Genomic DNA, 18,704 nt, shown 5'->3' on the forward strand with positions numbered 1-18,704 from the left:
TGAACGCCGGGGCGTTACTGCTGCAGCCGCCCGTTGAGGTACGGCTCGGGGTCGACGGCGGTGCCGTTCTTGCGGATCTCGAAGTGCAGCTTCACGCGATCGGTGTCGCTGCGGCCCATTTCGGCGATCTTCTCGCCCTGGCGCACGACCGCGTTTTCCTTCACGAGGATGGTCTGCGCATGCGCATAGGCGGTGAGGAAGGTCTCGTTGTGCTTGACGATGACCATGTTGCCGTAGGAGCGCAGTTCGCTGCCCACGTACACCACGCGGCCATCGGCCGACGCGACGATCGGATCGCCGAGGTTGCCCGCGATGTCCAGCCCCTTGTTGCGCACGCCGTCGAAGCGGGCGATGGTGGTGCCGCTCGCGGGACGGATGAAGAGTGCCTGTTTCGCCGGGGGCGGCGTGACGGTTTGGCCGGGCCGTGCCGGCGTCAGGGGGACGGTGTCGCAGCCGGCGAGGGCGGCGGCAATCAGTGCTGCGGCACCGGCGCGGAAAAGAAAAGTCTGGATTTGCATGGCGCTGTTGGAACGGGTTCGTTGCGGAGGGTTCCTGCGGTCTGGCACGCCGGGCGCGCCACGCGGGCGATGCTAGCAAACTCGTACGCACCGTCCGGAAGGGCGGAACGCACGAAGGGCTATGGCTGTCGTTACTTCAGCGGAATCGGCGTGCCGCGGTCGATGGGCACCGCGGTCACGCTGTTCTTGGGCGAGCCGTCGATCAGCAAGTCGGAGTAGGTGAGATAGACCAGCGTGTTGCGCTTGGCATCGACCATGCGCACCACGCGCAGGCGCTTGAAGAGCACCGAGAGCCGCTCGCTATACACCTCTTCGCGCTTGGGCAGCGGCTGCGTGACGTTGACCGGCCCGACTTGGCGGCAGGCGATGGATGCTTCGGCCTTGTCCTCGGCCACGCCGAACGCGCCGGCAATGCCGCCGGTCTTGGCGCGCGACACATAGCAGGTCACGCCGTTGACCTTCGGATCGTCGTAGGCCTCGATCACGATCTTGTGGTCGGGACCGATGAGCTTGAAGGCGGTGTCGACTTCGCCCACCGTTTCCGCCTTGGCCGCCGAGGCCGCCAGTGCGAAGCCGAGGCTGGCGCCGCAGAAGAGGACGGCGCGAAGTTGCTTGTTCATGAGGTTCGGGTCAAACGATGCTGAGTTCGTGCACGCGGTCGAAGCTGCCGCGGCGGCGGTCTTCGAAGAAATGTTCCAGCGCCTCGCGCACGGTGCGAAAGGCGATCTCGTCCCAGGGAATTTCTTCCTCGGTGAAGAGCTTCGCCTCGATGGTTTCGTGGCCCGGATCGAACTTGTCGTCCAGCAGCCGCGCGCGGTAGAACAGGTGCACCTGGCCCACGCGCACGACGCTGATCACCGCGAACAGGCCCTGCATCTCGAAGTTCGCGCCGGCCTCTTCGTCGGTCTCGCGGGCGGCGCCCTGGGCGGTCGATTCCTCGAGTTCCATGAAGCCCGCCGGCAGCGTCCACTTGCCCCAGCGCGGTTCGATGTTGCGCTTGCACAGCAGCACCTTGTCGCCCAGGACCGGGATGGTGCCCACCACGTTCAGCGGGTTCTCGTAGTGGATCGTGTGGCAGGCCGGGCAGACGGCGCGCGGCTTGGTGTCGCCGTCGTCCGGAATGCGGTAGACCACCGCGGTGCCGCAGTTCTTGCAGTGCTTGATGGGGACGCGCAGGAGCATGGGCGGTGCTGCCGTCTTCAGGCGATCTTGACGGTGAGCGTCGGCAGGCCGGCGACCTTGCACACGAGCGTGTCGCCCGAGACCACGGCCGCGACGCCTTCGGGCGTGCCGCTGTAGATCAGGTCGCCGGGCTGCAGCTCCCAGGCGGCCGACAGGTGCTCGATGGTTTCGGCTACGTTCCAGATCAGCTTGCTCACGGTGCTGCGCTGGCGGTCGACGCCGTTGACCTGCAGCGAGATTTCGGCGTTCTCGGCATCGCCGGCCGCGGCCACCGGCACGATCGGGCCGATGGGCGCGCTCTGCTCGAAGCCCTTGCCGATGTCCCAGGGGCGGCCTTGTTTCTTCATTTCGCCCTGCAGGTCGCGGCGCGTCATGTCGAGGCCGACGGCGTATCCGTAGATGTGCTTGTGCGCATCGGCGGCCAAGATGTTCTTTCCGCCCGTGCCGATGGCCACGACGAGTTCGATCTCGTGATGCAGGTTCTTCGTGAGCGAGGGGTAGGCCATGGTGCCGGTCTGGCCTTCGTCGACCACCACCAGCGCGTCGGTGGGCTTCATGAAGAAGAAGGGCGGTTCGCGGCCGGTGAAACCCATTTCCTTGGCGTGATCTTCGTAGTTGCGGCCCACGCAGTAGATGCGGTGCACCGGAAAGTGGGCGGGCTGTCCGGCCACCGGAACCGAAACGGTGGCGGGCGGGGCGAAAACAAACTCGGAAGCCATTGCGAGGTGTCCTTTTTCAGCGGAACGGAGAGGGGAGACCGGCAGTGTGCCAGAGGCGGCGCAGGGTTGCCGCAGCGCCGGACCGGGGATTTTCGGGCGCTTCACAATAGGCGCCCTGCGTTTCCGTCACGCTCTTTCTTCGATTTTTCCCGCCACACCATGCCCATTCGAATCGGCAAAGCCGGCAAAGCCACGGCCCTCAACGAACTCGGCCGCCGACGCGACGACGAGGGCGACCAGGACGGCGCCCTCGAGGCCTACGCCCAGGCCAGCGCCATCCATCCCGGCTGGTCGGTGCCCTGGTACAACGCCGGCCTCATCCACAAGTACCGCGGCGAATGGGCCGCTTCGCTGCAGGCCAACGCCCGCGCCGTGCAGTGCGAGCCGGGCGACGAGGGCGCGCTGTGGAACCTGGGCATCGCCGCCACCGCGCTCGGCGACTGGACGACGGCGCGGCGTGCGTGGCGGCAGTACGGCATCGATATTCCGGAGGGCGAAGGGCCGGTCGACTATTTCGTCGGGCTCACGCCGATCCGCGTGCACGGCGACGAGGGCACCGAGGTGGTGTGGGCCGACCGCATCGACCCCGCGCGCGCCATCCTGCGCAACGTGCCCACGCCCGCGTGCGGCCATCGCTATGGCGACCTCGTGCTGCACGACGGCGCGCCCAACGGCTACCGGCTGCGCGGCGAGCGCGAGGTGGCGGTGTTCGATGCGCTCGAAGTGATCGCGCCGTCGGCGCATTCGACCTACGAGGTCTCGGTGGAAGGCGCGACCGCGGAGGACATCGAGGCGCTGGTGCAGCGCTTCAAGGCTGCGGACGGCTTCGCCGAGAACTGGACCGACAGCATGGAGATGCTCTGCCGTGCCTGCTCCGAAGGCCGGCCCTTCGGCGAGGGCCGGCACAACCACGGCGCCGACGAGGCGCCCGGCACGCTCGGGCCGTGGCGCCTTGGCATCGCCTCGCGCGAGGAGGCCGGCGCCCGCCGCATCCTCGACGAATGGAAGGCCGCGACATCGCCGGAGGTCGTGCTGCACGATTTCCGCTGCGTGCTGCCGGCTACCCCGCGCTCCTAGCGAGCGCTATCCTTGGAAAATCATGAAGCTGCATAACTATTTCCGCTCCTCCTCCTCGTTCCGCGTGCGCATCGCCCTCAGCCTGAAGGGCCTCGACTACGAATACGTTCCCGTGCACATCGCGCGCGGCGAACACCGCACCGGCCCCTACGCCGCCCTCTCGGCCGACAAGCTTGTGCCGCTGCTCGAAGACGAGGGCGAGCGCTTTTCGCAATCGATGGCCATCATCGAATATCTGGACGAGACGCACCCCGAGCCGCCGCTGCTGCCGAGCGACCCGGTCGGCCGCGCCCATGTGCGCGCATTGGCGCAGTCCATCGCCTGCGAGATCCATCCGCTCAACAACCTGCGCGTGCTCAAGTACCTGGTGAAAGACCTGAAGCTCGACGACGAGGCCAAGAACGCCTGGTACCGCCACTGGGTGCGCGACGGGATGGAGGCCTTCGAGCGCCAGCTCGCGCTGCATCCGGGCGGCACCTTCTGCTACGGCAACACGCCGACGCTGGCCGATTGCTGCCTCGTGCCGCAGATCTTCAACGGCCGTCGTTTCGACTGCGACTTCAGCGGCCTGCCGCGCAGCATGGCCGCCTTCGATGCCTGCATGCAACTGGAAGCCTTCCAGCGCGCGCAGCCTTCGCAAGCACCCGACGCGGAAGTTTGATTGAACGCCGCCGTCATCGATTCGCGCTGGCTCGTGCCGGACTGGCCCGCACCGTCGAACGTGCGGGCCGTGTGCACCACGCGCGAGGGCGGCGTTTCGCACGGCCGCTACGAGAGCCTGAACCTCGGCGATCACGTGGGCGACCTGACCGCCGATGTGGCCGAGAACCGCCACCGGCTCGGGCAAGCCATCGCCGCGCGGCCGGTTTTTTTGCAGCAGGTGCACGGCACCGGCGTCGTGACGCTCGATGCCGAATCGGAACCCGTGCGCGGCGACGCCACGGTGGCCGATGCCTGCACGGCCACGGAGGTCGGGCTGGCCTGCACCATCATGGTGGCGGACTGTTTGCCCGTGCTTTTCACCGACGAGTCGGGCCAGCGGGTTGCCGCTGCGCATGCAGGTTGGCGTGGCCTTGCCGGCGGCGTGCTCGAGGAGGCGGCCCGATGCTTTGCGCCCGAGCCGCAGGCGGGTCCGGCGCGCGGCGACAGCAGGGTCATCGCATGGCTCGGCCCGTGCATCGGCCCGAAAGCCTTCGAGGTCGGCGAGGAAGTCAAGGCCGCGTTCGAGGCCCATGCGCCGGAAGCGGCGAGCTGCTTCAAGCCTGCGGGCGTGCCCGGCAAATGGCTGGCGGACCTGCCGGCCTTGGCGCGTCAGCGGTTGCGCGCGGCCGGTGTCGATGCGGTGTACGGCAATGACGGCAGCGACACGTGGTGCACCGTCGGCAACCCGTCACGGTTCTTTTCGCACCGGCGGGACGGCGTCAGCGGGCGCTTCGCCGCGCTGGTCTGGAAGGCTTGAGTCTTCCTTCGTTGCGGCCTCTGCTGCGGCGCGGCGTGCTTCTTCCTGTGCTTCGGCCTCGCGCTGCTTGATCGCGCGCCGCCGCCCCGGCGCCCCCATCAGGTAAACCACCAGTGCCACCGGCGCCAATCCGTACAAAAGAAATGTGAAGATGGCGCCCAGCACGGTGCCTGTGGTGTTGGTGGCTTCGGCCACCGACATCATCACGACGACGTAGAGCCAGCCGATCACGATCAGATGAATGAACACGGGAAGTTTCAGTCGGTAAGAGAAAAGAGCGGCGTTGTCGGTGCCGTGCGAATGCAGGATACTCAAAACACGCACCCATCCGGATTCGACTCAGGCGAGGACCAGGAGACATGATGAAGCAACAAGCGACGGGGGCGGATGCATTCGCGCCCTTCCAGAAGGCACTTTCCGAGGGCTGGACCCAGGCACTGGCATCGTTCCAGCAGTCCGCCGCGAAGGGGGCCTCGGCCTTCGATGTCGGCGGCAGTCCCCTTTGGCAAATACCGCAGATGCCGCAGATGCCGGGGGGCGCAAAGATGCCCGATCTCCCGAAGATCGCCATCGACCCCCAGAAGCTCCAGTCCATCCAGCAGCAGTACGTGGCGGAAGCCACGGCGCTGTGGAGCCAAGGCTTCCAGGCCAAGCCCGAGGGCGACAAGCGATTCGCCTCCGATGCTTGGGGCAGCAACCCGCTCGCCGCCTTCTCGGCGGCCGTGTACCTGCTCAACGGCCGCACCATGCTGAACATGGCCGAGGCCATCGACGCCGACGAAAAGACCAAGGCGCGCCTGCGCTTCGCGGTCGAGCAATGGATGGCGGCTTCGTCGCCCAGCAACTCGCTCGCGTTCAACGCCGAGGCCCAGAAGAAGGCCATCGACTCGCAGGGCGAGAGCATCGCCAAGGGCATCCAGAACCTGCTCAACGACGTGAAGCAGGGGCACATGAGCATGACCGACGAGAGCGCCTTCGAAGTGGGGCGCAACGTGGCCACCACCGAGGGCGCGGTGGTCTTCGAGAACGAGTTCTTCCAGCTCCTCGAATACAAGCCGCTCACCGCCAAGGTGTACGAGCGGCCCTTCCTGCTGGTGCCGCCTTGCATCAACAAGTTCTACATCCTCGACCTGCAGCCCGAGAACTCGCTGATCCGCTATGCGAACGAGCAGGGCCACCGGGTGTTCGTGGTGAGCTGGCGCAACCCCGACGAATCGCTCGCCAAGGCCACCTGGGACGACTACATCGAGAACGCCGCGATCCAGGCGATCCACACGGTGCAGGACATCAGCGGCAGCAAGCAGATCAACACGCTCGGCTTCTGCGTGGGCGGCACCATCCTGAGCACCGCGCTGGCCGTGCTCGCGGGGCGCGGCGAAAAGCCCGCCGCCTCGGTCACGCTGCTCACCACGTTCCTGGACTTCAGCGACACCGGCATCCTGGACATCTTCGTGGACGAGCCGATGGTCGCGTACCGCGAAATGCAGCTGGGCAAGGGCGGCCTGCTGCCCGGCGGCGACCTGGCTTCCACCTTCAGCTTCCTGCGCCCCAACGACCTCGTGTGGAATTACGTGGTCGGCAACTATCTGAAGGGCGAGACGCCGCCGCCCTTCGATTTGCTCTACTGGAACAGCGACGCCACCAACCTGCCGGGCCCGTTCTACGCCTGGTACCTGCGCAACACGTACCACGAGAACAAGCTCGCCAAGCCGAATGCGCTCACGGTGTGCGGCCAGAAGATCGATCTCGGCAAGATCGATATCCCGGCCTACATCTACGGTTCGCGCGAAGACCACATCGTGCCGATCGGCGGCGCGTATGCATCGACGCAACTGCTGCCGGGCAAGAAGCGCTTCGTGATGGGCGCCTCGGGCCACATTGCCGGCGTGATCAACCCGCCCGCGAAGAAGAAGCGCAGCCACTGGATTCGCGAGGACGGCAAGTTCCCGAAGACGCAAGCTGAATGGCTCACGGGAGCGACGGAGCACCCGGGCAGTTGGTGGACCGACTGGGCACAATGGCTCAAGGGCCACGCGGGCAAGCAGATTCCCGCACCCAAGGTCTACGGCAACGGCAAGGCCTACAAGGCCATCGAACCGGCGCCAGGGCGCTATGTGAAGGCCAGGGCCTGATCCCGACCGAACAACCACACCCCCGATTTCAAATCACTTCAACGGAGAACCTCATGGAAGACATCGTCATCGTTTCGGCCGTACGCACGCCGGTCGGCAAGTTCGGCGGCTCGCTCGCCGGCATCGCAGCCACCGAGCTGGGTGCCCTGGTCATCAAGGAAGTGATTGCGCGCGCGAACCTCACGGCCGAGCAGGTCGGCGAGGCCATCATGGGCCAGGTGCTGGCGGCCGGTGCCGGCCAGAACCCCGCGCGCCAGGCGTGGCTCAAGAGCGGCGGCGCCAAGGAAACCCCGGCGCTCACCATCAATGCCGTCTGCGGCTCGGGCCTGAAGGCCGTGATGCTCGCGGCGCAGGCCGTGGCCACGGGCGACAGCGAAATCGTGATCGCCGGCGGCCAGGAAAACATGAGCGCCGCACCGCACGTGCTGCCCAACTCGCGCAACGGCCAGCGCATGGGCGACTGGAAGCTGGTCGACACCATGATCGTGGACGGCCTGTGGGACGTCTACAACCAGTACCACATGGGCATCACCGCCGAGAACGTGGCCAAGAAGTACGGCATCGACCGCGCCGCGCAAGATGAGCTCGCGCTCGCCAGCCAGACCAAGGCCGCCGCCGCGCAGGACGCCGGCAAGTTCAAGGACGAAATCGTCGGCGTGAGCATTCCGCAGAAGAAGGGCGACCCGGTCGTCTTCAGCCAGGACGAATTCATCAACCGCAAGACCAGCGCCGAAGGCCTGGCCGGTCTGCGTCCCGCCTTCGACAAGGCCGGCGGCGTGACCGCGGGCAATGCCTCGGGCCTGAACGACGGCGCCGCCGCCGTGATGGTGATGACGGCCAAGAAGGCCGCCGCGCTCGGCCTGAAGCCGCTCGGCCGCATCGCCAGCTACGCCACCGCCGGCCTCGACCCCGCCATCATGGGCATGGGCCCGGTGCCCGCATCGACCAAGGCGCTGCAGCGCGCCGGCTGGAAGGCCGCCGACCTCGACCTGCTCGAGATCAACGAAGCCTTCGCTGCGCAGGCCTGCGCGGTGAACAAGGAAATGGGTTGGGACGTGAACAAGGTCAACGTGAACGGCGGCGCCATCGCCATCGGTCACCCGATCGGCGCGTCGGGCTGCCGCATCCTGGTGACGCTGCTGCACGAAATGCAGCGCCAGAACGCGAAGAAGGGCATTGCTTCGCTGTGCATCGGCGGCGGCATGGGCGTAGCGCTGACTATCGAACGTTGATCGCCAAGGGCGCCGTCGTCGTCGCTCAGCGCGACATCGACGGCCGCTCGGCCATCGCAGCGCGCCAGCGCACGATCTCGGGGTGCTGTTCCCCGGGCTTGACCCGCACGATGCGCGCGAAATCCACCGCCACCACGGCGGTGATGTCGGCCAGGCTGAAGCGGTCGGTGGCGACGAACTCGCGGCCGGCCAGCCGGTCGTTCAACGTCTGGAAGAAATGCTGCACGCGCGCCAGCCCGCGCTGCGCCAGTTCCGGAATCTGCGCATAGTTCACCGGACCCGGCAGCGCCCGGTTGGCCAGCGCCGGCGAGCCGTTGCGCATCGTCTCGGCGATGGCCAGCAAACCCTCGAATTCGATGCGCCAGTTCCAACTCGCGATCTCCGCTTTTTCGGCGGGCGTGCGGCCCATCAGCGGTGGCTCTGGGTATTGCGCCTCCAGCCAAGCGGCGATGGCGGCGTTGTCGGTCAGCAGGCCGTCTTCCTCGGTGCGCAGGGCCGGCACCGTGCACTGCGGATTGATCGCGCGGTAGGCCTCGCCCAATTGCTCACCACGAACCAGATCGACCTGCACCGTCTCGTGGGCAATGCCCTTCTCGGCCAGCAGGATGCGCGCGCGGCGCGGGCTCGGCGCCGTGGCGCAGTCATAGAGAATGATCATCGTCTGTCCAACTTTCGGAACTCATCGCATGAATGGCACGACCGCCTACACGCCGCCCACCGTCTGGTCCTGGAACAAGGAAAGCGGCGGCCGCTTCGCGAACATCAACCGCCCCATCGCAGGCGCCACCCATGAGAAAGACCTGCCGGTGGGCAAGCACCCGCTGCAACTCTATTCGCTGGCGACGCCCAATGGCGTGAAAGTGACGGTGATGCTCGAAGAACTGCTGGCGCTGGGCCACACGGGCGCCGAGTACGACGCCTGGCTGATCCGCATCAGCGAAGGCGATCAGTTCGGCAGCGGCTTCGTGGCGGTGAACCCCAATTCCAAGATTCCCGCGCTGATGGACCGCAGCAGCGCCACGCCGATCCGGGTGTTCGAGTCGGGCGCGATCCTGCAGTACCTCGCCGAGAAATTCGGCAACGCGTTCTTTCCGACCGAGCCGGCGGCGCGCGCCGAATGCCTGTCGTGGCTCTTCTGGCAGATGGGCAGTGCGCCGTACCTGGGTGGCGGGTTCGGGCACTTCTATGCCTATGCGCCGACGAAAATCGAATACGCCATCGACCGCTTCGCGATGGAGGTGAAGCGCCAGCTCGACGTGCTCGACCGCCGGCTCGCCGAGAGCCGCTACCTCGCCGGCGACGACTACACGATTGCCGACATCGCCGTCTGGCCCTGGTACGGCGCGCTCTCCAAGGGACAGCTCTACGAATCGGGCGAGTTCCTGCAGGTGAGCGAATACAAGAACGTGCGGCGCTGGAGCGACGAGATCGCGCAGCGCCCCGCGGCGCAGCGCGGCCGCATGGTTAACCGCGCCTGGGGCCAGCCCGAGAGCCAACTGCATGAGCGCCACGACGCCGCCGATTTCGACACCCGCACGCAAGACAAGCTCGACACCCCGAAGTGAGCGCCATGCAGCGCTGAATGGGGCGACGGCGGCGCATCTTGTTCACCGCCTGATTTTTAAGCAAAGTGTGGAATCTCTTTGTAAATCAACGAGTTAAATTCGTTTTACAAGGCTCCACATGAGTTGTCCCCAAAGTTGTGCACAGAAAATGGGGATGAGATCGCAGGCCTGAGATGCCGATTGCAAGTTGGCGCAATAGCACAAGAAAAGGCTTTTTCAGGCGTTCGCCGAAGCCGTTTCGCCCGCCGCGTAATGCCGGCACAGCGTATCGACCAGCGCCTGCGCATACACCGGCAATGCCGCCCGGCTGCGCACCAGCAGATACCGCTCCCGCACGCACCACGCATCGCTGAGGTCGATCAGCGCGAGCTGCATGCTTTCCTGATTGCGCCGCGCCGCCGACTCAGGCACCACGCCGATGCCCACGCCGCTGCCGATCATTCGGCACATCGCATCGAAGCTGCCGAGCTGGATGCGCAGCTTCTGGCGTTTGCCCAGGTTGTCGGTGATCTGCGCCAGAAAGGTCTGCAGCGTGCTGCCTTGCTGCATGCCGATGGCGTCTTCGTCGAGCGTCTCGGCGAATGAAATCTTTCGGCGCTTCGCAAAGCGGTGCTTGCGCGAGGTGACCAGCACCAGCCGGTCGGTGCTGAAGTGGATCGCCTCCAGGCCCAGCGTGTCGACGCGGCCCGCGACGATGCCGATGTCTGCGCGGCCGTCGAGCACGCCGCGCGGGATCTGAGCATTCGGTTTTTCCTGAAGGTCGACGTTGATGCGCGGGTTGCGCGCAAGAAAGCCCGGCAGGATTTCGGGCAGGAAATCGGTCACCGCGGTGGTGTTGGCGAACACGCGCAGATGGCCGCGCAGGCCACCGCCGTACTCGAGCAGGTCGTCACGCAGTTGTTCGGTCTGGTTGAGCACGAGGCGCGCGTGGTGAAGAAAGGCTTCGCCCGGCGGCAGCAGGCGCACGCCGCGCGCTTCGCGCTGCAGCAGTTGCAGGCCGGCTTGCGTCTCGAGTGCCTTGATGCGTGCACTGGCCGCGGCGAGCGACAGGTGCTGCCGCTCGGCCGCCCGCGTGAGGTTGCCGAGCTCGGCGGTGGCGACGAAAAGGCGCAGGTCGGTCAGGTCGAAAAGCATGGCGCATCGTAGCCAAGCCTTCGGAATTTCAGAAGCCTGGGTTCCGAATTCGCAGATTGCGCGCGGTGCCATGGCGCACGACCATGCGGCCATGGAGACACAACACAACCCAACGACGGGCGGATCAACAGTCCGCCGCTCTGCCGACATGAGGTTCCTCGCACGCGCGCTACTGGCCTTTACCGCCGCAGCAGTGTTCATTTACACGGGCTCTGCGCGCGCCCAGCCTTATCCCTCGCGCCCCATCACGCTCGTGGTGCCGCAGGCCGCGGGCGGCACCAACGACATCGTCGGCCGCCTCGTCGGCCAGAAGCTCGGCGAGGTGATGAACAACGCCAGCGTGGTGGTCGACAACCGGCCCGGCGCGGGCGGCAACATCGGCACGCAACTCGTCGCCAAGGGCCCGAAGGACGGCTACACGCTGCTCATGACGATCAGCAGCAGCCAGGCGATCAACCCCGCGCTCTACAAGAACCCGGGTTTCGATCCGGTGAAGGACTTCAAGCCCGTCGGCCTGATCGGCGCGGTGCCCAATGTGCTGCTGGTCAACCCCACGTTCCCCGCGAAGAACTTCGCCGAGTTCCTGAAGCTCGCACGCGAGAAGGGCGCCAGCTACCAGTACGCCTCGGCCGGCAACGGCACGCTCAACCACCTGCTCGGCGAAATGCTCAACAGCATGGCCGGTTTCTCGCTGCAGCACGTGCCGTACAAGGGCGTGGCGCCCGCGCTCAACGACGTGCTGGGCGGCCAGTTGCCCATCGTGTTCGCGAGCCTGCCTTCGGCGCTCTCGCACATCAAGGCCGGCAAGCTGCGCGCCTTGGCCGTGAGCGGCGACAAGCGCTCGCCGGTGCTGCCCGACGTGCCCACCATCGCCGAGGCGGTGCCGGGCTACAACGGCACGCTGTGGATCGGCCTCTTCGCGCCCGCGGGCGTGCCGGCCGATGTGCTCGCTACGCTGCAGGACGCGACGCGCAAGGCGCTCGCCGCCAAGGACCTGCGCGACAAGCTCGACCAGCAAGGCGTCGAGATCGCGGCGCCCACCACGCCCGAGCAATTTTCGAAACTGCTGCAGGACGACCTCGCCAAGTGGGCGCGGATCGTGAAGGCCTCCGGCGCTGCGGTCGATTGAAGAAACCATGAACCCTGAAAATTCGACCCCCTCGATCGACGCCGACGGGCTCGCAAAGCTCCAAGCCTGGCAAGGCCGCAGCGAGACGCTAGCCGACGACATCACCGCCGCGCCCGTGCGCGCGCTCTCCGCCACGCTCGACCGCGACGACGCACCGCCCGCAGCCGGCACGCACCTGCCCGCGCTCTGGCACTGGCTCTACTTTCTGCCGCACCACCGCCAGTCCGAGATCGGCGAAGACGGCCATGCGAAGCGCGGCGGGTTCCTGCCGCCCGTGCCGTTGCCGCGCCGCATGTGGGCGGGTGGACGGTTGAACTGGCAAGCGAGCAACCCGCTGCAGGTCGGTGACAAGGTCGAGCGCACCTCGACCATCGCTTCGGTCACCCACAAAGCCGGCCGCACCGGCGAACTCGTCTTCGTGCTCGTGCGCCACGAGGTGCGCAACGCGCGCGGCCTCGCGCTGACCGAAGAGCACGACATCGTCTATCGTGCCGCCGCCGCGCCCGGCGAGAAGACGCCGCCGCCCACGCCCGCGTCGAAGGACGCCGCCTTCAGCCGCGAGATCGTGCCCGACGACGTGCTGCTGTTCCGCTACTCGGCGCTCACCTTCAACGGCCACCGCATCCACTACGACCGCCGCTACGTGACCGAGGTCGAGGGCTATCCAGGCCTGATCGTGCACGGCCCTCTGATTGCGACGCTGCTGGTCGACCTGCTGCGCCGCAACGTGCCGGGCGCGCAGCTCGCGCGCTTCGAATTCCGCGCCGTGCGGCCGACCTTCGACATCGCGCCGTTCCGCGTGCATGGCAAGCCAGGCGCCGACAACAAGACCTTCAGCCTCTGGGGCGAAGACGCCGACGGCTGGCTCACGATGCAGGCCACGGCCGTGCTGGCTTGAGGAAAGACACGCACATGACAAGACCTCTGGACGGCATCACCGTCATCTCGCTCGAACACGCCATCGCCGCGCCGTTCTGCACCCGGCAACTGGCTGATCTCGGCGCGCGCGTCATCAAGGTGGAGCGCCCCGAGGTGGGCGACTTCGCGCGCGCCTACGACGGGCGCGTCGGCGGCGAAGCCTCGCACTTCGTCTGGGTGAACCGTTCGAAGGAAAGCCTCACGCTCGACCTGAAGCAACCCGCCGCGCTCGCGGTGCTGCAGGAGCTGGTCGCCGGTGCCGACGTGCTGGTGCAGAACCTCGCCCCCGGCGCCGCCGCGCGCATGGGGCTCGGCGCCGAAGCGCTGCAGGCCAAGCATCCGCGCCTCATCGTCTGCGACATCTCGGGCTATGGCGAAGACGGCCCGTACCGCGACAAGAAGGCCTATGACCTGCTGATCCAGAGCGAGGCTGGTTTTCTCTCGGTCACCGGCACGCCGGACGACCCGTGCAAATCGGGCAACTCCATCGCCGACATCGCGGCGGGCATGTACGCCTACACCGGCATCCTCGCGGCGCTGCTCCAGCGCGGCAAGACCGGCAAGGGCTCGCACATCGACGTGTCGATGCTCGAATCGCTCGCCGAGTGGATGGGCTACCCGATGTACTACGCCTACGAAGGCGCGCCGCCGCCGCCGCGCAGCGCTGCCTCGCACGCGACCATCTACCCCTACGGTCCGTTCCCCGCGGGCGACGGCGGAACGGTGATGCTGGGCCTGCAGAACGAGCGCGAATGGCGCGCCTTCTGCGAGAAGGTGCTGCTGCAGGCGGGGCTCGCCACCGACGCGCGCTTCGACAGCAACGCGCGCCGCAACGAACACCGCGAGGCGCTGCGCGCGATCATCGTGGAGACATTCGGCGCGCTGAGCACGGCGCAGGTGCTGGAGCGGCTCGATGCCGCGCAGATCGCCAACGCGCGCATGAACGACATGGCCGGGCTCTGGGCGCATCCGCAACTGCAGGCGCGCGATCGGTGGCGGCAGGTGGGTTCGCCGGCAGGCGATATCCCGGCGCTGCTGCCGGCCGGGCGGCAGAGCGCGTTCGACTACCGCATGGATGCGATTCCCGCCGTGGGCGAGCACACCGAGTCGATCCTGCGCGCGCTCGGGCGCAGCGATGCGGACATTGCGGCGCTGCGCGAGGCGAGGGCGGTTTGAGCACGACGCAGCTCGCGCTCGCGCGCACCTTTCTCTTCGTGCCCGCCGACCGGCCGGAGCGCCATGCGCGGGCGCTGGCTGCGGGCACGGGTGGCGTGATCGTCGACCTGGAAGACGCGGTCGCGCCGGAGCGCAAGGCGTCGGCGCGTGAGGGCCTTGCGGCCTCGTTCGGCGCGTTGCCTGAAGCGGGCCGCCAACGCTTGCTGGTGCGCATCAATGCGAGCGGCACGCCATGGCACGACGACGACCGCACGGCAGTCGCCGCGCTGGTTGCACAAGGCCTGATCGCAGGCGTGGTGCTGCCTAAGGCCGAGCGCGCTGGTGATCTGCGGCAACTGGCCGAAGCCATCGGCGCGACAGGCCTGCTCGTGCCCCTCATCGAATCGGCGGCGGGCCTCGCAGCGGTCGATGAACTCGCCACGGCCCCGCAGGTGCTCCGGCTCGCGTTCGGCAATCTCGATTTCCAGGCCGACGTCGGCTTGGCCTGCGATGCCGACGAAACCGAGCTGGTGCCCGTGCGCCTCGCATTGCTGCTGGCCACGCGTCGCGCCGGTCTGCACGCATCCATCGATGGCGTGACCGCGGACTGGCGCGACCCGCAGCGCCTTGCTGCCGACACGGCGCGCGCACGCCGCGGCGGCTTCGGCGCCAAGTTGTGCATCCATCCCGACCAGGTCGCCCCTGTGCACGCCGCACTCGGCCCGACCGCTGACGAACTCGCATGGGCTCATCGCGTGATCGACGCAATCCGGTCCGCCGGCGGCGGCGTGGTCAGCCTTGACGGCCGCATGGTCGATGCGCCGGTGGTGCGCCTCGCCGAACGCCTGCTCGCGCTCGATGCGCAGCCGCCGCCCTGAGCAACGCTGAACGAACGAAGAAGACAGATCCAACAACCTAGGAGACAAAAAGTGAACCTGAAGAAAAATTGGAAAACACGAACCCTGCTGGTCGCATCGTTGGGCGCCTGCCTCATGGCCGCGCAATCGCCGGCCACCGCGCAGGCCCCCTGGCCCGACAAGCCCATCACCATGGTCGTGCCGTACTCGGCCGGCGGCCCCACCGACGTGGTGGCGCGCATGCTGGCCATTCCCATGGCCAAGTCGCTCGGCCAGCCGGTGATCGTGGAGAACACCGTGGGCGCGGGCGGCACCATCGCGCCGGCGCGCGTGGCCAAGGCCGCGCCCAACGGCTACACCATCCTCACCCACCACATGGGCATGGCCACCGCGCCCGCGCTCTACAAGAAGCTCAACTACGACCCGCTGAAAGACTTCGAATACGTCGGCCAGGTGATGGACGTGCCGATGACGCTGCTCTCGCGCAAGGACTTTCCGGCCAACAACTTCCAGGAGCTGCTGGCCTACGTGAAGACCAACAAGGACAAGGTCACGCTCGCCAACGCCGGCATCGGCGCGGTGTCGCAGCTGTGCGGCTTGTTGTTCGCGCACCAGATCGGTGTGCAGCTCACCACCGTGCCCTACAAGGGCGCGGGCCCGGCGCTCAACGACCTCATGGGCGGGCAGGTCGACCTCCTGTGCGACCAGACCACGCAGACGGCGCCGGTCATCAAGGACGGCCAGCGCGTGAAGGTGTTCGGGGTGACGACACCCCAACGCCTGTCGAGCATGCCCAACATCCCGACGCTCGATGAGCAGGGCCTGAAGGGCTTCGACGTGAAGGTGTGGCACGGCGTGTATGCGCCCAAGGGCACGCCGCCCGCGGTGATGGAAAAGCTCAACGCGGCCCTGCGCGTCGCGCTGCAGGACGACATGGTGAAGAAGCGCTTTGCCGAACTGAGCACCGAGGCCGTGCCGATGGAGAAGGTCACGTCGGAGAGCCTGCGCACGCACCTTGCGGCTGAGATCGACAAGTGGGGCAAGGTGATCCGCGCTGCGGGTGTGCAGGCGGATTGAGGTCGTCCTGGAGCGAGGGGGCGGCCCCCGTCGTTGCGCTTTCCTTTCTATTGCGCTGACCAGACCGCCAGCTCGTACCCGTCCGGGTCCAGGAAATGGAAGCGGCGCCCGCCCGGAAAGGCAAAGACCGGGCGAGTGATCGTGGCACCCGCGGCTTCGATGCGCACTTGCGTCTCGGCGAGGTCGTCCGCATAGACGATGACCAGCGGGCCCCCTGGGCGCACAGCCTCGCCCGTGGTGAAGCCGCCGGTCAGCCGACCGTCGCTGAACTCGCTGTACGTCGGTCCGTAGTCGGTGAAAGTCCAGTCGAATGCCGAACCGTAGAACGCCTTGCTGCGCGCGATGTCGGCGACGTTGAACTCGATGTTGTCGATTCGTCGGTCTCGGCCGGAGGTTGCCATTTGTTTGTCCTGGTTGGATGAGTGGCCGCCATGATCGCCTGACGGCAATCTCGGGTCTTGAACAAAACGGTCAGCCGGGAACACCCAGGGGGCAACGGACGTGGTTCAGCAAAGCTGAAGCGGTCATTCCGCAGAGTGCCTTGACCTCACGGGCGAGATGGGACTGATCCGCATAGCCGGCATCGATCGCCAGCGCGGCCAAACCGGCGTCTCGCAGCTCACGAGCCGTGGACATAAAGTGCTGGAAGCGCAGGATGCGTTCCAATGTCTTGGGCCCGTAGCCGAAGTGATCGCGGCAGTGACGCAACAAGCTGCGTTCGCTGACGCCCAGGCTCTCGCGCATGCTGGCTGTGACCGAGCCTTCGTCATTTGATCGCAAGGCAGCAAAGCGGAAGATCGCCGAGGCTTTCTTGTCCGGCTTGCCGGTCGTCTGCGGCATTGCCATCAACTGGTTCTGAAATACCTCTGTCTGCCGAGCAATGGATTCGGCCTCTTCCATTCGGGAGACGAAATCTCTGGCCCGGACTCCCTGCAAATCGGTCAATTCGACGGCTTGACCAACGATTTTCGACAGCGGAATGCCCAGCCAATGGCGCGCCGCTCCGGGTTGGAAGCGCGCGCCGAGCACGCGCGCACCGGGTGGTAGATCGGGACGGGCAGCGACGACGTCAGGCCCAGCGACCCACAGTCGACCGGCTCGCCAGATCAGGTCGACGCACCCGTCCGGCACGATGGCGATATCTCCGGCATGCGAGTCCGGCAGAACGCTTGTCCAGATCGATTGGAAATGGGCTTGCAATCCGGGTGGAGGAGCGTCTTCCCGGTACTGTCCGACGGAGCCGCCGATGCCAGACGGTTCTGGTGCGGTGGCGCGCGAAGACAAGGACGTTGTTTTCATCTGGGGGCTTGTGCTAGCTGCCCTTGTCTCGCAGGACTTCATCGAACAGCGCCAGCAACTGCCGCGCGAACAGCGCCATGTTCGCGGGGCGATCGGTGGTCCCGTTCTCGATGGTCCGGCTCACGGTGACTGCGCCCGCGACAGCCACGCACACATGCCCCGGCGCATCGCCATAAGGGCTGCCCGACGGCCCGGCGGCGCCGCTCTCGCAAATGCCCCAGGTCGCGTGATGGCTCTCGCGAATGCGGGCGGCGATGAAGCGGGCGTAGGGCTCGGTTTCCCCGCGCATGTCGCCGATGTCTTCACGCGTCAGGCCCAGCAGTGCTTTTCCGGCGCGCCGCGAGTAGACGACCGCGCCGCCGAGGAAGAAAGCCGATGCGCCCGGAATCGCGAGCAGAGCGGCCGAGACGAGGCCGCCCGCCGACGACTCGGCGACCGCTACTGTCTGTCGCCGTTCGCGCAGCGTCGTACCGATGCGGGCGGCGAGCACGGCGAGCGGCTCAAGTCCTGAAGAAGGCGCAGCGCTCACGGCGTCTTCCGCAGCTTGCCGCCCGGCTGCCGCACATACGCCGGCGCACGCTCGTGGCTCGCCGTATTGCCGTAGACCGTGTCCGCCGGGTAGTACTCGGCCTGCAGCTGCACCTTGGCGGCGGCTTCCTCGCCGGCTGTGTGCGCGATGAACGCGAGCATCAGGTCGGTGCCGGCCGAGACACCGGCCGAAGTCCAGGTGTCGCCGTCCTGCACGAAGCGCTGTTCGACCACCTTCACGTCGCCCAGCGCCCGCAGGCGATCGAGCGAACCCCAGTGCGTGGTGGCTGTCTTGCCTGCGAGCAGGCCCGCCGCATGCAAGACGAAGGCGCCGGTGCATACCGACAGCAGCGCCTTGCACCCCGGTGCCTGCTTGGCCAGGAACTGCACCATCGCGGGGTTGTCGACCTCGCGCCGCGTGCCCATGCCGCCGGGCACGAGCAGGTAGTCGAGGGGCGGGCAGTCGGCGAACGACACGTGCGGATTGATCGAAAGGCCCTTGGCGCAGACCACCGGCCCGGTTTTCTCCGCGACGATCAGGCAGTTCTCAGGTCCCGCGGCGAGCTTGCTCCACATCGTGAGCATTTCCCAGGGGCCGACGAAATCGAGTTCCTCGACGTCGGGGAATACGATGATCCCGAAATTCATACTTTCGAACTCCTTGAGGTCGATGCGTGAGCAAGAGCGTACAGAGCTGAGCATATAGGTTGCACCTTTGCAGCG

Annotated in this window: 22 protein-coding genes; 11 read left to right on the top strand and 11 right to left on the bottom strand. The window is 66.9% G+C overall.

What is annotated here, in order from left to right:
• Positions 1 to 14: 14 nt before the first annotated feature.
• The 4 genes from QFZ83_RS08310 to QFZ83_RS08325 form a co-directional block, all read right to left on the bottom strand.
• Positions 15 to 518, bottom strand: coding sequence for a murein hydrolase activator EnvC (locus tag QFZ83_RS08310; RefSeq protein WP_306878601.1), 504 nt, complete (start codon positions 516 to 518; stop codon positions 15 to 17).
• 131 nt (positions 519 to 649) lie between these two features.
• A complete protein-coding gene (locus QFZ83_RS08315; protein ID WP_307504858.1) occupies positions 650 to 1,138 on the bottom strand; it encodes a CreA family protein in 489 nt (162 codons plus the stop codon).
• Between the two features lie 10 nt (positions 1,139 to 1,148).
• Positions 1,149 to 1,700, bottom strand: a complete 552-nt coding sequence (locus tag QFZ83_RS08320; protein ID WP_013542278.1) for an NUDIX hydrolase — start codon at positions 1,698 to 1,700, stop codon at positions 1,149 to 1,151.
• Positions 1,701 to 1,717: 17 nt separating this feature from the next.
• Positions 1,718 to 2,419: a fumarylacetoacetate hydrolase family protein gene (locus QFZ83_RS08325; RefSeq protein WP_307504862.1), complete on the bottom strand. Its 702-nt coding sequence runs from the start codon at positions 2,417 to 2,419 to the stop codon at positions 1,718 to 1,720.
• Positions 2,420 to 2,578: 159 nt separating this feature from the next.
• Between QFZ83_RS08325 and QFZ83_RS08330 the strand changes: the two genes are divergently transcribed.
• The 3 genes from QFZ83_RS08330 to pgeF are packed head-to-tail and all read left to right on the top strand — an operon-like array spanning position 2,579 to position 4,955.
• On the top strand, positions 2,579 to 3,496 hold the full coding sequence (locus tag QFZ83_RS08330) for a tetratricopeptide repeat protein (protein ID WP_307504864.1): 918 nt from the start codon (positions 2,579 to 2,581) through the stop codon (positions 3,494 to 3,496).
• Positions 3,497 to 3,518: 22 nt separating this feature from the next.
• Positions 3,519 to 4,157, top strand: a complete 639-nt coding sequence (gene maiA, locus QFZ83_RS08335; protein ID WP_307504866.1) for a maleylacetoacetate isomerase — start codon at positions 3,519 to 3,521, stop codon at positions 4,155 to 4,157.
• Positions 4,158 to 4,955 carry a peptidoglycan editing factor PgeF gene (pgeF, locus tag QFZ83_RS08340; RefSeq protein WP_307504869.1) on the top strand — a complete coding sequence of 266 codons (798 nt, stop codon included), beginning with the start codon at positions 4,158 to 4,160 and terminating at the stop codon, positions 4,953 to 4,955.
• Here pgeF and QFZ83_RS08345 read toward each other — a convergent pair.
• Positions 4,887 to 5,204 carry a hypothetical protein gene (locus QFZ83_RS08345; protein ID WP_307504873.1) on the bottom strand — a complete coding sequence of 106 codons (318 nt, stop codon included), beginning with the start codon at positions 5,202 to 5,204 and terminating at the stop codon, positions 4,887 to 4,889. The genes pgeF and QFZ83_RS08345 overlap by 69 nt on opposite strands.
• Before the next feature lie 113 nt (positions 5,205 to 5,317).
• Here QFZ83_RS08345 and phaC point away from each other — a divergent pair, with 113 nt between their 5' ends.
• Both phaC and QFZ83_RS08355 read left to right on the top strand, forming a co-directional pair.
• Entirely contained in the window at positions 5,318 to 7,087 is a 1,770-nt protein-coding gene (phaC, locus tag QFZ83_RS08350; RefSeq protein WP_307504876.1) for a class I poly(R)-hydroxyalkanoic acid synthase, read from the top strand.
• Positions 7,088 to 7,140: 53 nt separating this feature from the next.
• The gene (locus QFZ83_RS08355) at positions 7,141 to 8,319 is read left to right on the top strand and encodes an acetyl-CoA C-acetyltransferase (protein ID WP_013542271.1); all 1,179 of its coding nucleotides are present in this window, start codon (positions 7,141 to 7,143) and stop codon (positions 8,317 to 8,319) included.
• A 25-nt stretch (positions 8,320 to 8,344) separates the two neighbouring features.
• Here QFZ83_RS08355 and QFZ83_RS08360 read toward each other — a convergent pair whose 3' ends face one another.
• Positions 8,345 to 8,977 carry a glutathione S-transferase family protein gene (locus QFZ83_RS08360; RefSeq protein ID WP_307504882.1) on the bottom strand — a complete coding sequence of 211 codons (633 nt, stop codon included), beginning with the start codon at positions 8,975 to 8,977 and terminating at the stop codon, positions 8,345 to 8,347.
• A gap of 28 nt (positions 8,978 to 9,005) precedes the next feature.
• Between QFZ83_RS08360 and yghU the strand changes: the two genes are divergently transcribed.
• Positions 9,006 to 9,884, top strand: coding sequence for a glutathione-dependent disulfide-bond oxidoreductase (gene yghU / locus QFZ83_RS08365; protein WP_307504883.1), 879 nt, complete (start codon positions 9,006 to 9,008; stop codon positions 9,882 to 9,884).
• 216 nt (positions 9,885 to 10,100) lie between these two features.
• Here the strand turns inward: yghU and QFZ83_RS08370 are convergent, their stop codons facing one another.
• The gene (locus tag QFZ83_RS08370; RefSeq protein WP_307504886.1) at positions 10,101 to 11,018 is read right to left on the bottom strand and encodes a LysR family transcriptional regulator; all 918 of its coding nucleotides are present in this window, start codon (positions 11,016 to 11,018) and stop codon (positions 10,101 to 10,103) included.
• Positions 11,019 to 11,166: 148 nt separating this feature from the next.
• On the opposite strand from QFZ83_RS08370, the gene QFZ83_RS08375 reads away from it, so the two are divergent.
• Genes QFZ83_RS08375 through QFZ83_RS08395 form a run of 5 tightly spaced genes read left to right on the top strand, consistent with a single transcriptional unit; the run spans position 11,167 to position 16,154 of the window.
• Positions 11,167 to 12,147: a tripartite tricarboxylate transporter substrate binding protein gene (locus QFZ83_RS08375; protein WP_307504888.1), complete on the top strand. Its 981-nt coding sequence runs from the start codon at positions 11,167 to 11,169 to the stop codon at positions 12,145 to 12,147.
• 7 nt (positions 12,148 to 12,154) lie between these two features.
• Complete coding sequence (locus QFZ83_RS08380; RefSeq protein ID WP_307504892.1) at positions 12,155 to 13,045, top strand: MaoC family dehydratase N-terminal domain-containing protein; 891 nt, start codon at positions 12,155 to 12,157, stop codon at positions 13,043 to 13,045.
• Positions 13,046 to 13,059: 14 nt separating this feature from the next.
• Positions 13,060 to 14,241: a CaiB/BaiF CoA-transferase family protein gene (locus QFZ83_RS08385; protein ID WP_307504894.1), complete on the top strand. Its 1,182-nt coding sequence runs from the start codon at positions 13,060 to 13,062 to the stop codon at positions 14,239 to 14,241.
• Positions 14,238 to 15,098 carry a CoA ester lyase gene (locus tag QFZ83_RS08390; protein WP_307504898.1) on the top strand — a complete coding sequence of 287 codons (861 nt, stop codon included), beginning with the start codon at positions 14,238 to 14,240 and terminating at the stop codon, positions 15,096 to 15,098. The genes QFZ83_RS08385 and QFZ83_RS08390 overlap by 4 nt, the downstream gene beginning before the upstream one ends.
• A gap of 51 nt (positions 15,099 to 15,149) precedes the next feature.
• Positions 15,150 to 16,154 carry a tripartite tricarboxylate transporter substrate-binding protein gene (locus QFZ83_RS08395; RefSeq protein WP_307504901.1) on the top strand — a complete coding sequence of 335 codons (1,005 nt, stop codon included), beginning with the start codon at positions 15,150 to 15,152 and terminating at the stop codon, positions 16,152 to 16,154.
• A gap of 47 nt (positions 16,155 to 16,201) precedes the next feature.
• Here QFZ83_RS08395 and QFZ83_RS08400 read toward each other — a convergent pair whose 3' ends face one another.
• From QFZ83_RS08400 to QFZ83_RS08415, 4 genes are all read right to left on the bottom strand, one after another.
• Complete coding sequence (locus tag QFZ83_RS08400; RefSeq protein WP_307504904.1) at positions 16,202 to 16,555, bottom strand: VOC family protein; 354 nt, start codon at positions 16,553 to 16,555, stop codon at positions 16,202 to 16,204.
• Positions 16,556 to 16,625: 70 nt separating this feature from the next.
• Positions 16,626 to 17,453: a helix-turn-helix domain-containing protein gene (locus QFZ83_RS08405; protein WP_307504905.1), complete on the bottom strand. Its 828-nt coding sequence runs from the start codon at positions 17,451 to 17,453 to the stop codon at positions 16,626 to 16,628.
• A gap of 13 nt (positions 17,454 to 17,466) precedes the next feature.
• On the bottom strand, positions 17,467 to 17,982 hold the full coding sequence (locus QFZ83_RS08410; protein WP_307504908.1) for a CinA family protein: 516 nt from the start codon (positions 17,980 to 17,982) through the stop codon (positions 17,467 to 17,469).
• Positions 17,979 to 18,629: a DJ-1/PfpI family protein gene (locus QFZ83_RS08415; RefSeq protein ID WP_307504911.1), complete on the bottom strand. Its 651-nt coding sequence runs from the start codon at positions 18,627 to 18,629 to the stop codon at positions 17,979 to 17,981. The genes QFZ83_RS08410 and QFZ83_RS08415 overlap by 4 nt, the downstream gene beginning before the upstream one ends.
• Positions 18,630 to 18,704: the final 75 nt, after the last annotated feature.

The organism is Variovorax sp. W1I1, assembly GCF_030815625.1.
GTDB classification, from domain to species: domain Bacteria; phylum Pseudomonadota; class Gammaproteobacteria; order Burkholderiales; family Burkholderiaceae_C; genus Variovorax; species Variovorax paradoxus_C.

Bases quoted from the DNA above. Each gene is read 5' to 3' on its own strand.
- QFZ83_RS08315 (WP_307504858.1), bottom strand. From the start codon at position 1,138: ATGAACAAGCAACTTCGCGCCGTCCTCTTCTGCGGCGCCAGCCTCGGC.
- QFZ83_RS08320 (WP_013542278.1), bottom strand. From the start codon at position 1,700: ATGCTCCTGCGCGTCCCCATCAAGCACTGCAAGAACTGCGGCACCGCG.
- QFZ83_RS08405 (WP_307504905.1), bottom strand. From the start codon at position 17,453: ATGAAAACAACGTCCTTGTCTTCGCGCGCCACCGCACCAGAACCGTCT.
- QFZ83_RS08375 (WP_307504888.1), top strand. From the start codon at position 11,167: ATGAGGTTCCTCGCACGCGCGCTACTGGCCTTTACCGCCGCAGCAGTG.
- maiA (WP_307504866.1), top strand. From the start codon at position 3,519: ATGAAGCTGCATAACTATTTCCGCTCCTCCTCCTCGTTCCGCGTGCGC.
- QFZ83_RS08380 (WP_307504892.1), top strand. From the start codon at position 12,155: ATGAACCCTGAAAATTCGACCCCCTCGATCGACGCCGACGGGCTCGCA.
- QFZ83_RS08310 (WP_306878601.1), bottom strand. From the start codon at position 518: ATGCAAATCCAGACTTTTCTTTTCCGCGCCGGTGCCGCAGCACTGATT.
- QFZ83_RS08355 (WP_013542271.1), top strand. From the start codon at position 7,141: ATGGAAGACATCGTCATCGTTTCGGCCGTACGCACGCCGGTCGGCAAG.
- yghU (WP_307504883.1), top strand. From the start codon at position 9,006: ATGAATGGCACGACCGCCTACACGCCGCCCACCGTCTGGTCCTGGAAC.
- QFZ83_RS08400 (WP_307504904.1), bottom strand. From the start codon at position 16,555: ATGGCAACCTCCGGCCGAGACCGACGAATCGACAACATCGAGTTCAAC.
- QFZ83_RS08415 (WP_307504911.1), bottom strand. From the start codon at position 18,629: ATGAATTTCGGGATCATCGTATTCCCCGACGTCGAGGAACTCGATTTC.
- QFZ83_RS08330 (WP_307504864.1), top strand. From the start codon at position 2,579: ATGCCCATTCGAATCGGCAAAGCCGGCAAAGCCACGGCCCTCAACGAA.
- QFZ83_RS08370 (WP_307504886.1), bottom strand. From the start codon at position 11,018: ATGCTTTTCGACCTGACCGACCTGCGCCTTTTCGTCGCCACCGCCGAG.
- QFZ83_RS08385 (WP_307504894.1), top strand. From the start codon at position 13,060: ATGACAAGACCTCTGGACGGCATCACCGTCATCTCGCTCGAACACGCC.
- QFZ83_RS08360 (WP_307504882.1), bottom strand. From the start codon at position 8,977: ATGATCATTCTCTATGACTGCGCCACGGCGCCGAGCCCGCGCCGCGCG.
- phaC (WP_307504876.1), top strand. From the start codon at position 5,318: ATGAAGCAACAAGCGACGGGGGCGGATGCATTCGCGCCCTTCCAGAAG.
- QFZ83_RS08325 (WP_307504862.1), bottom strand. From the start codon at position 2,419: ATGGCTTCCGAGTTTGTTTTCGCCCCGCCCGCCACCGTTTCGGTTCCG.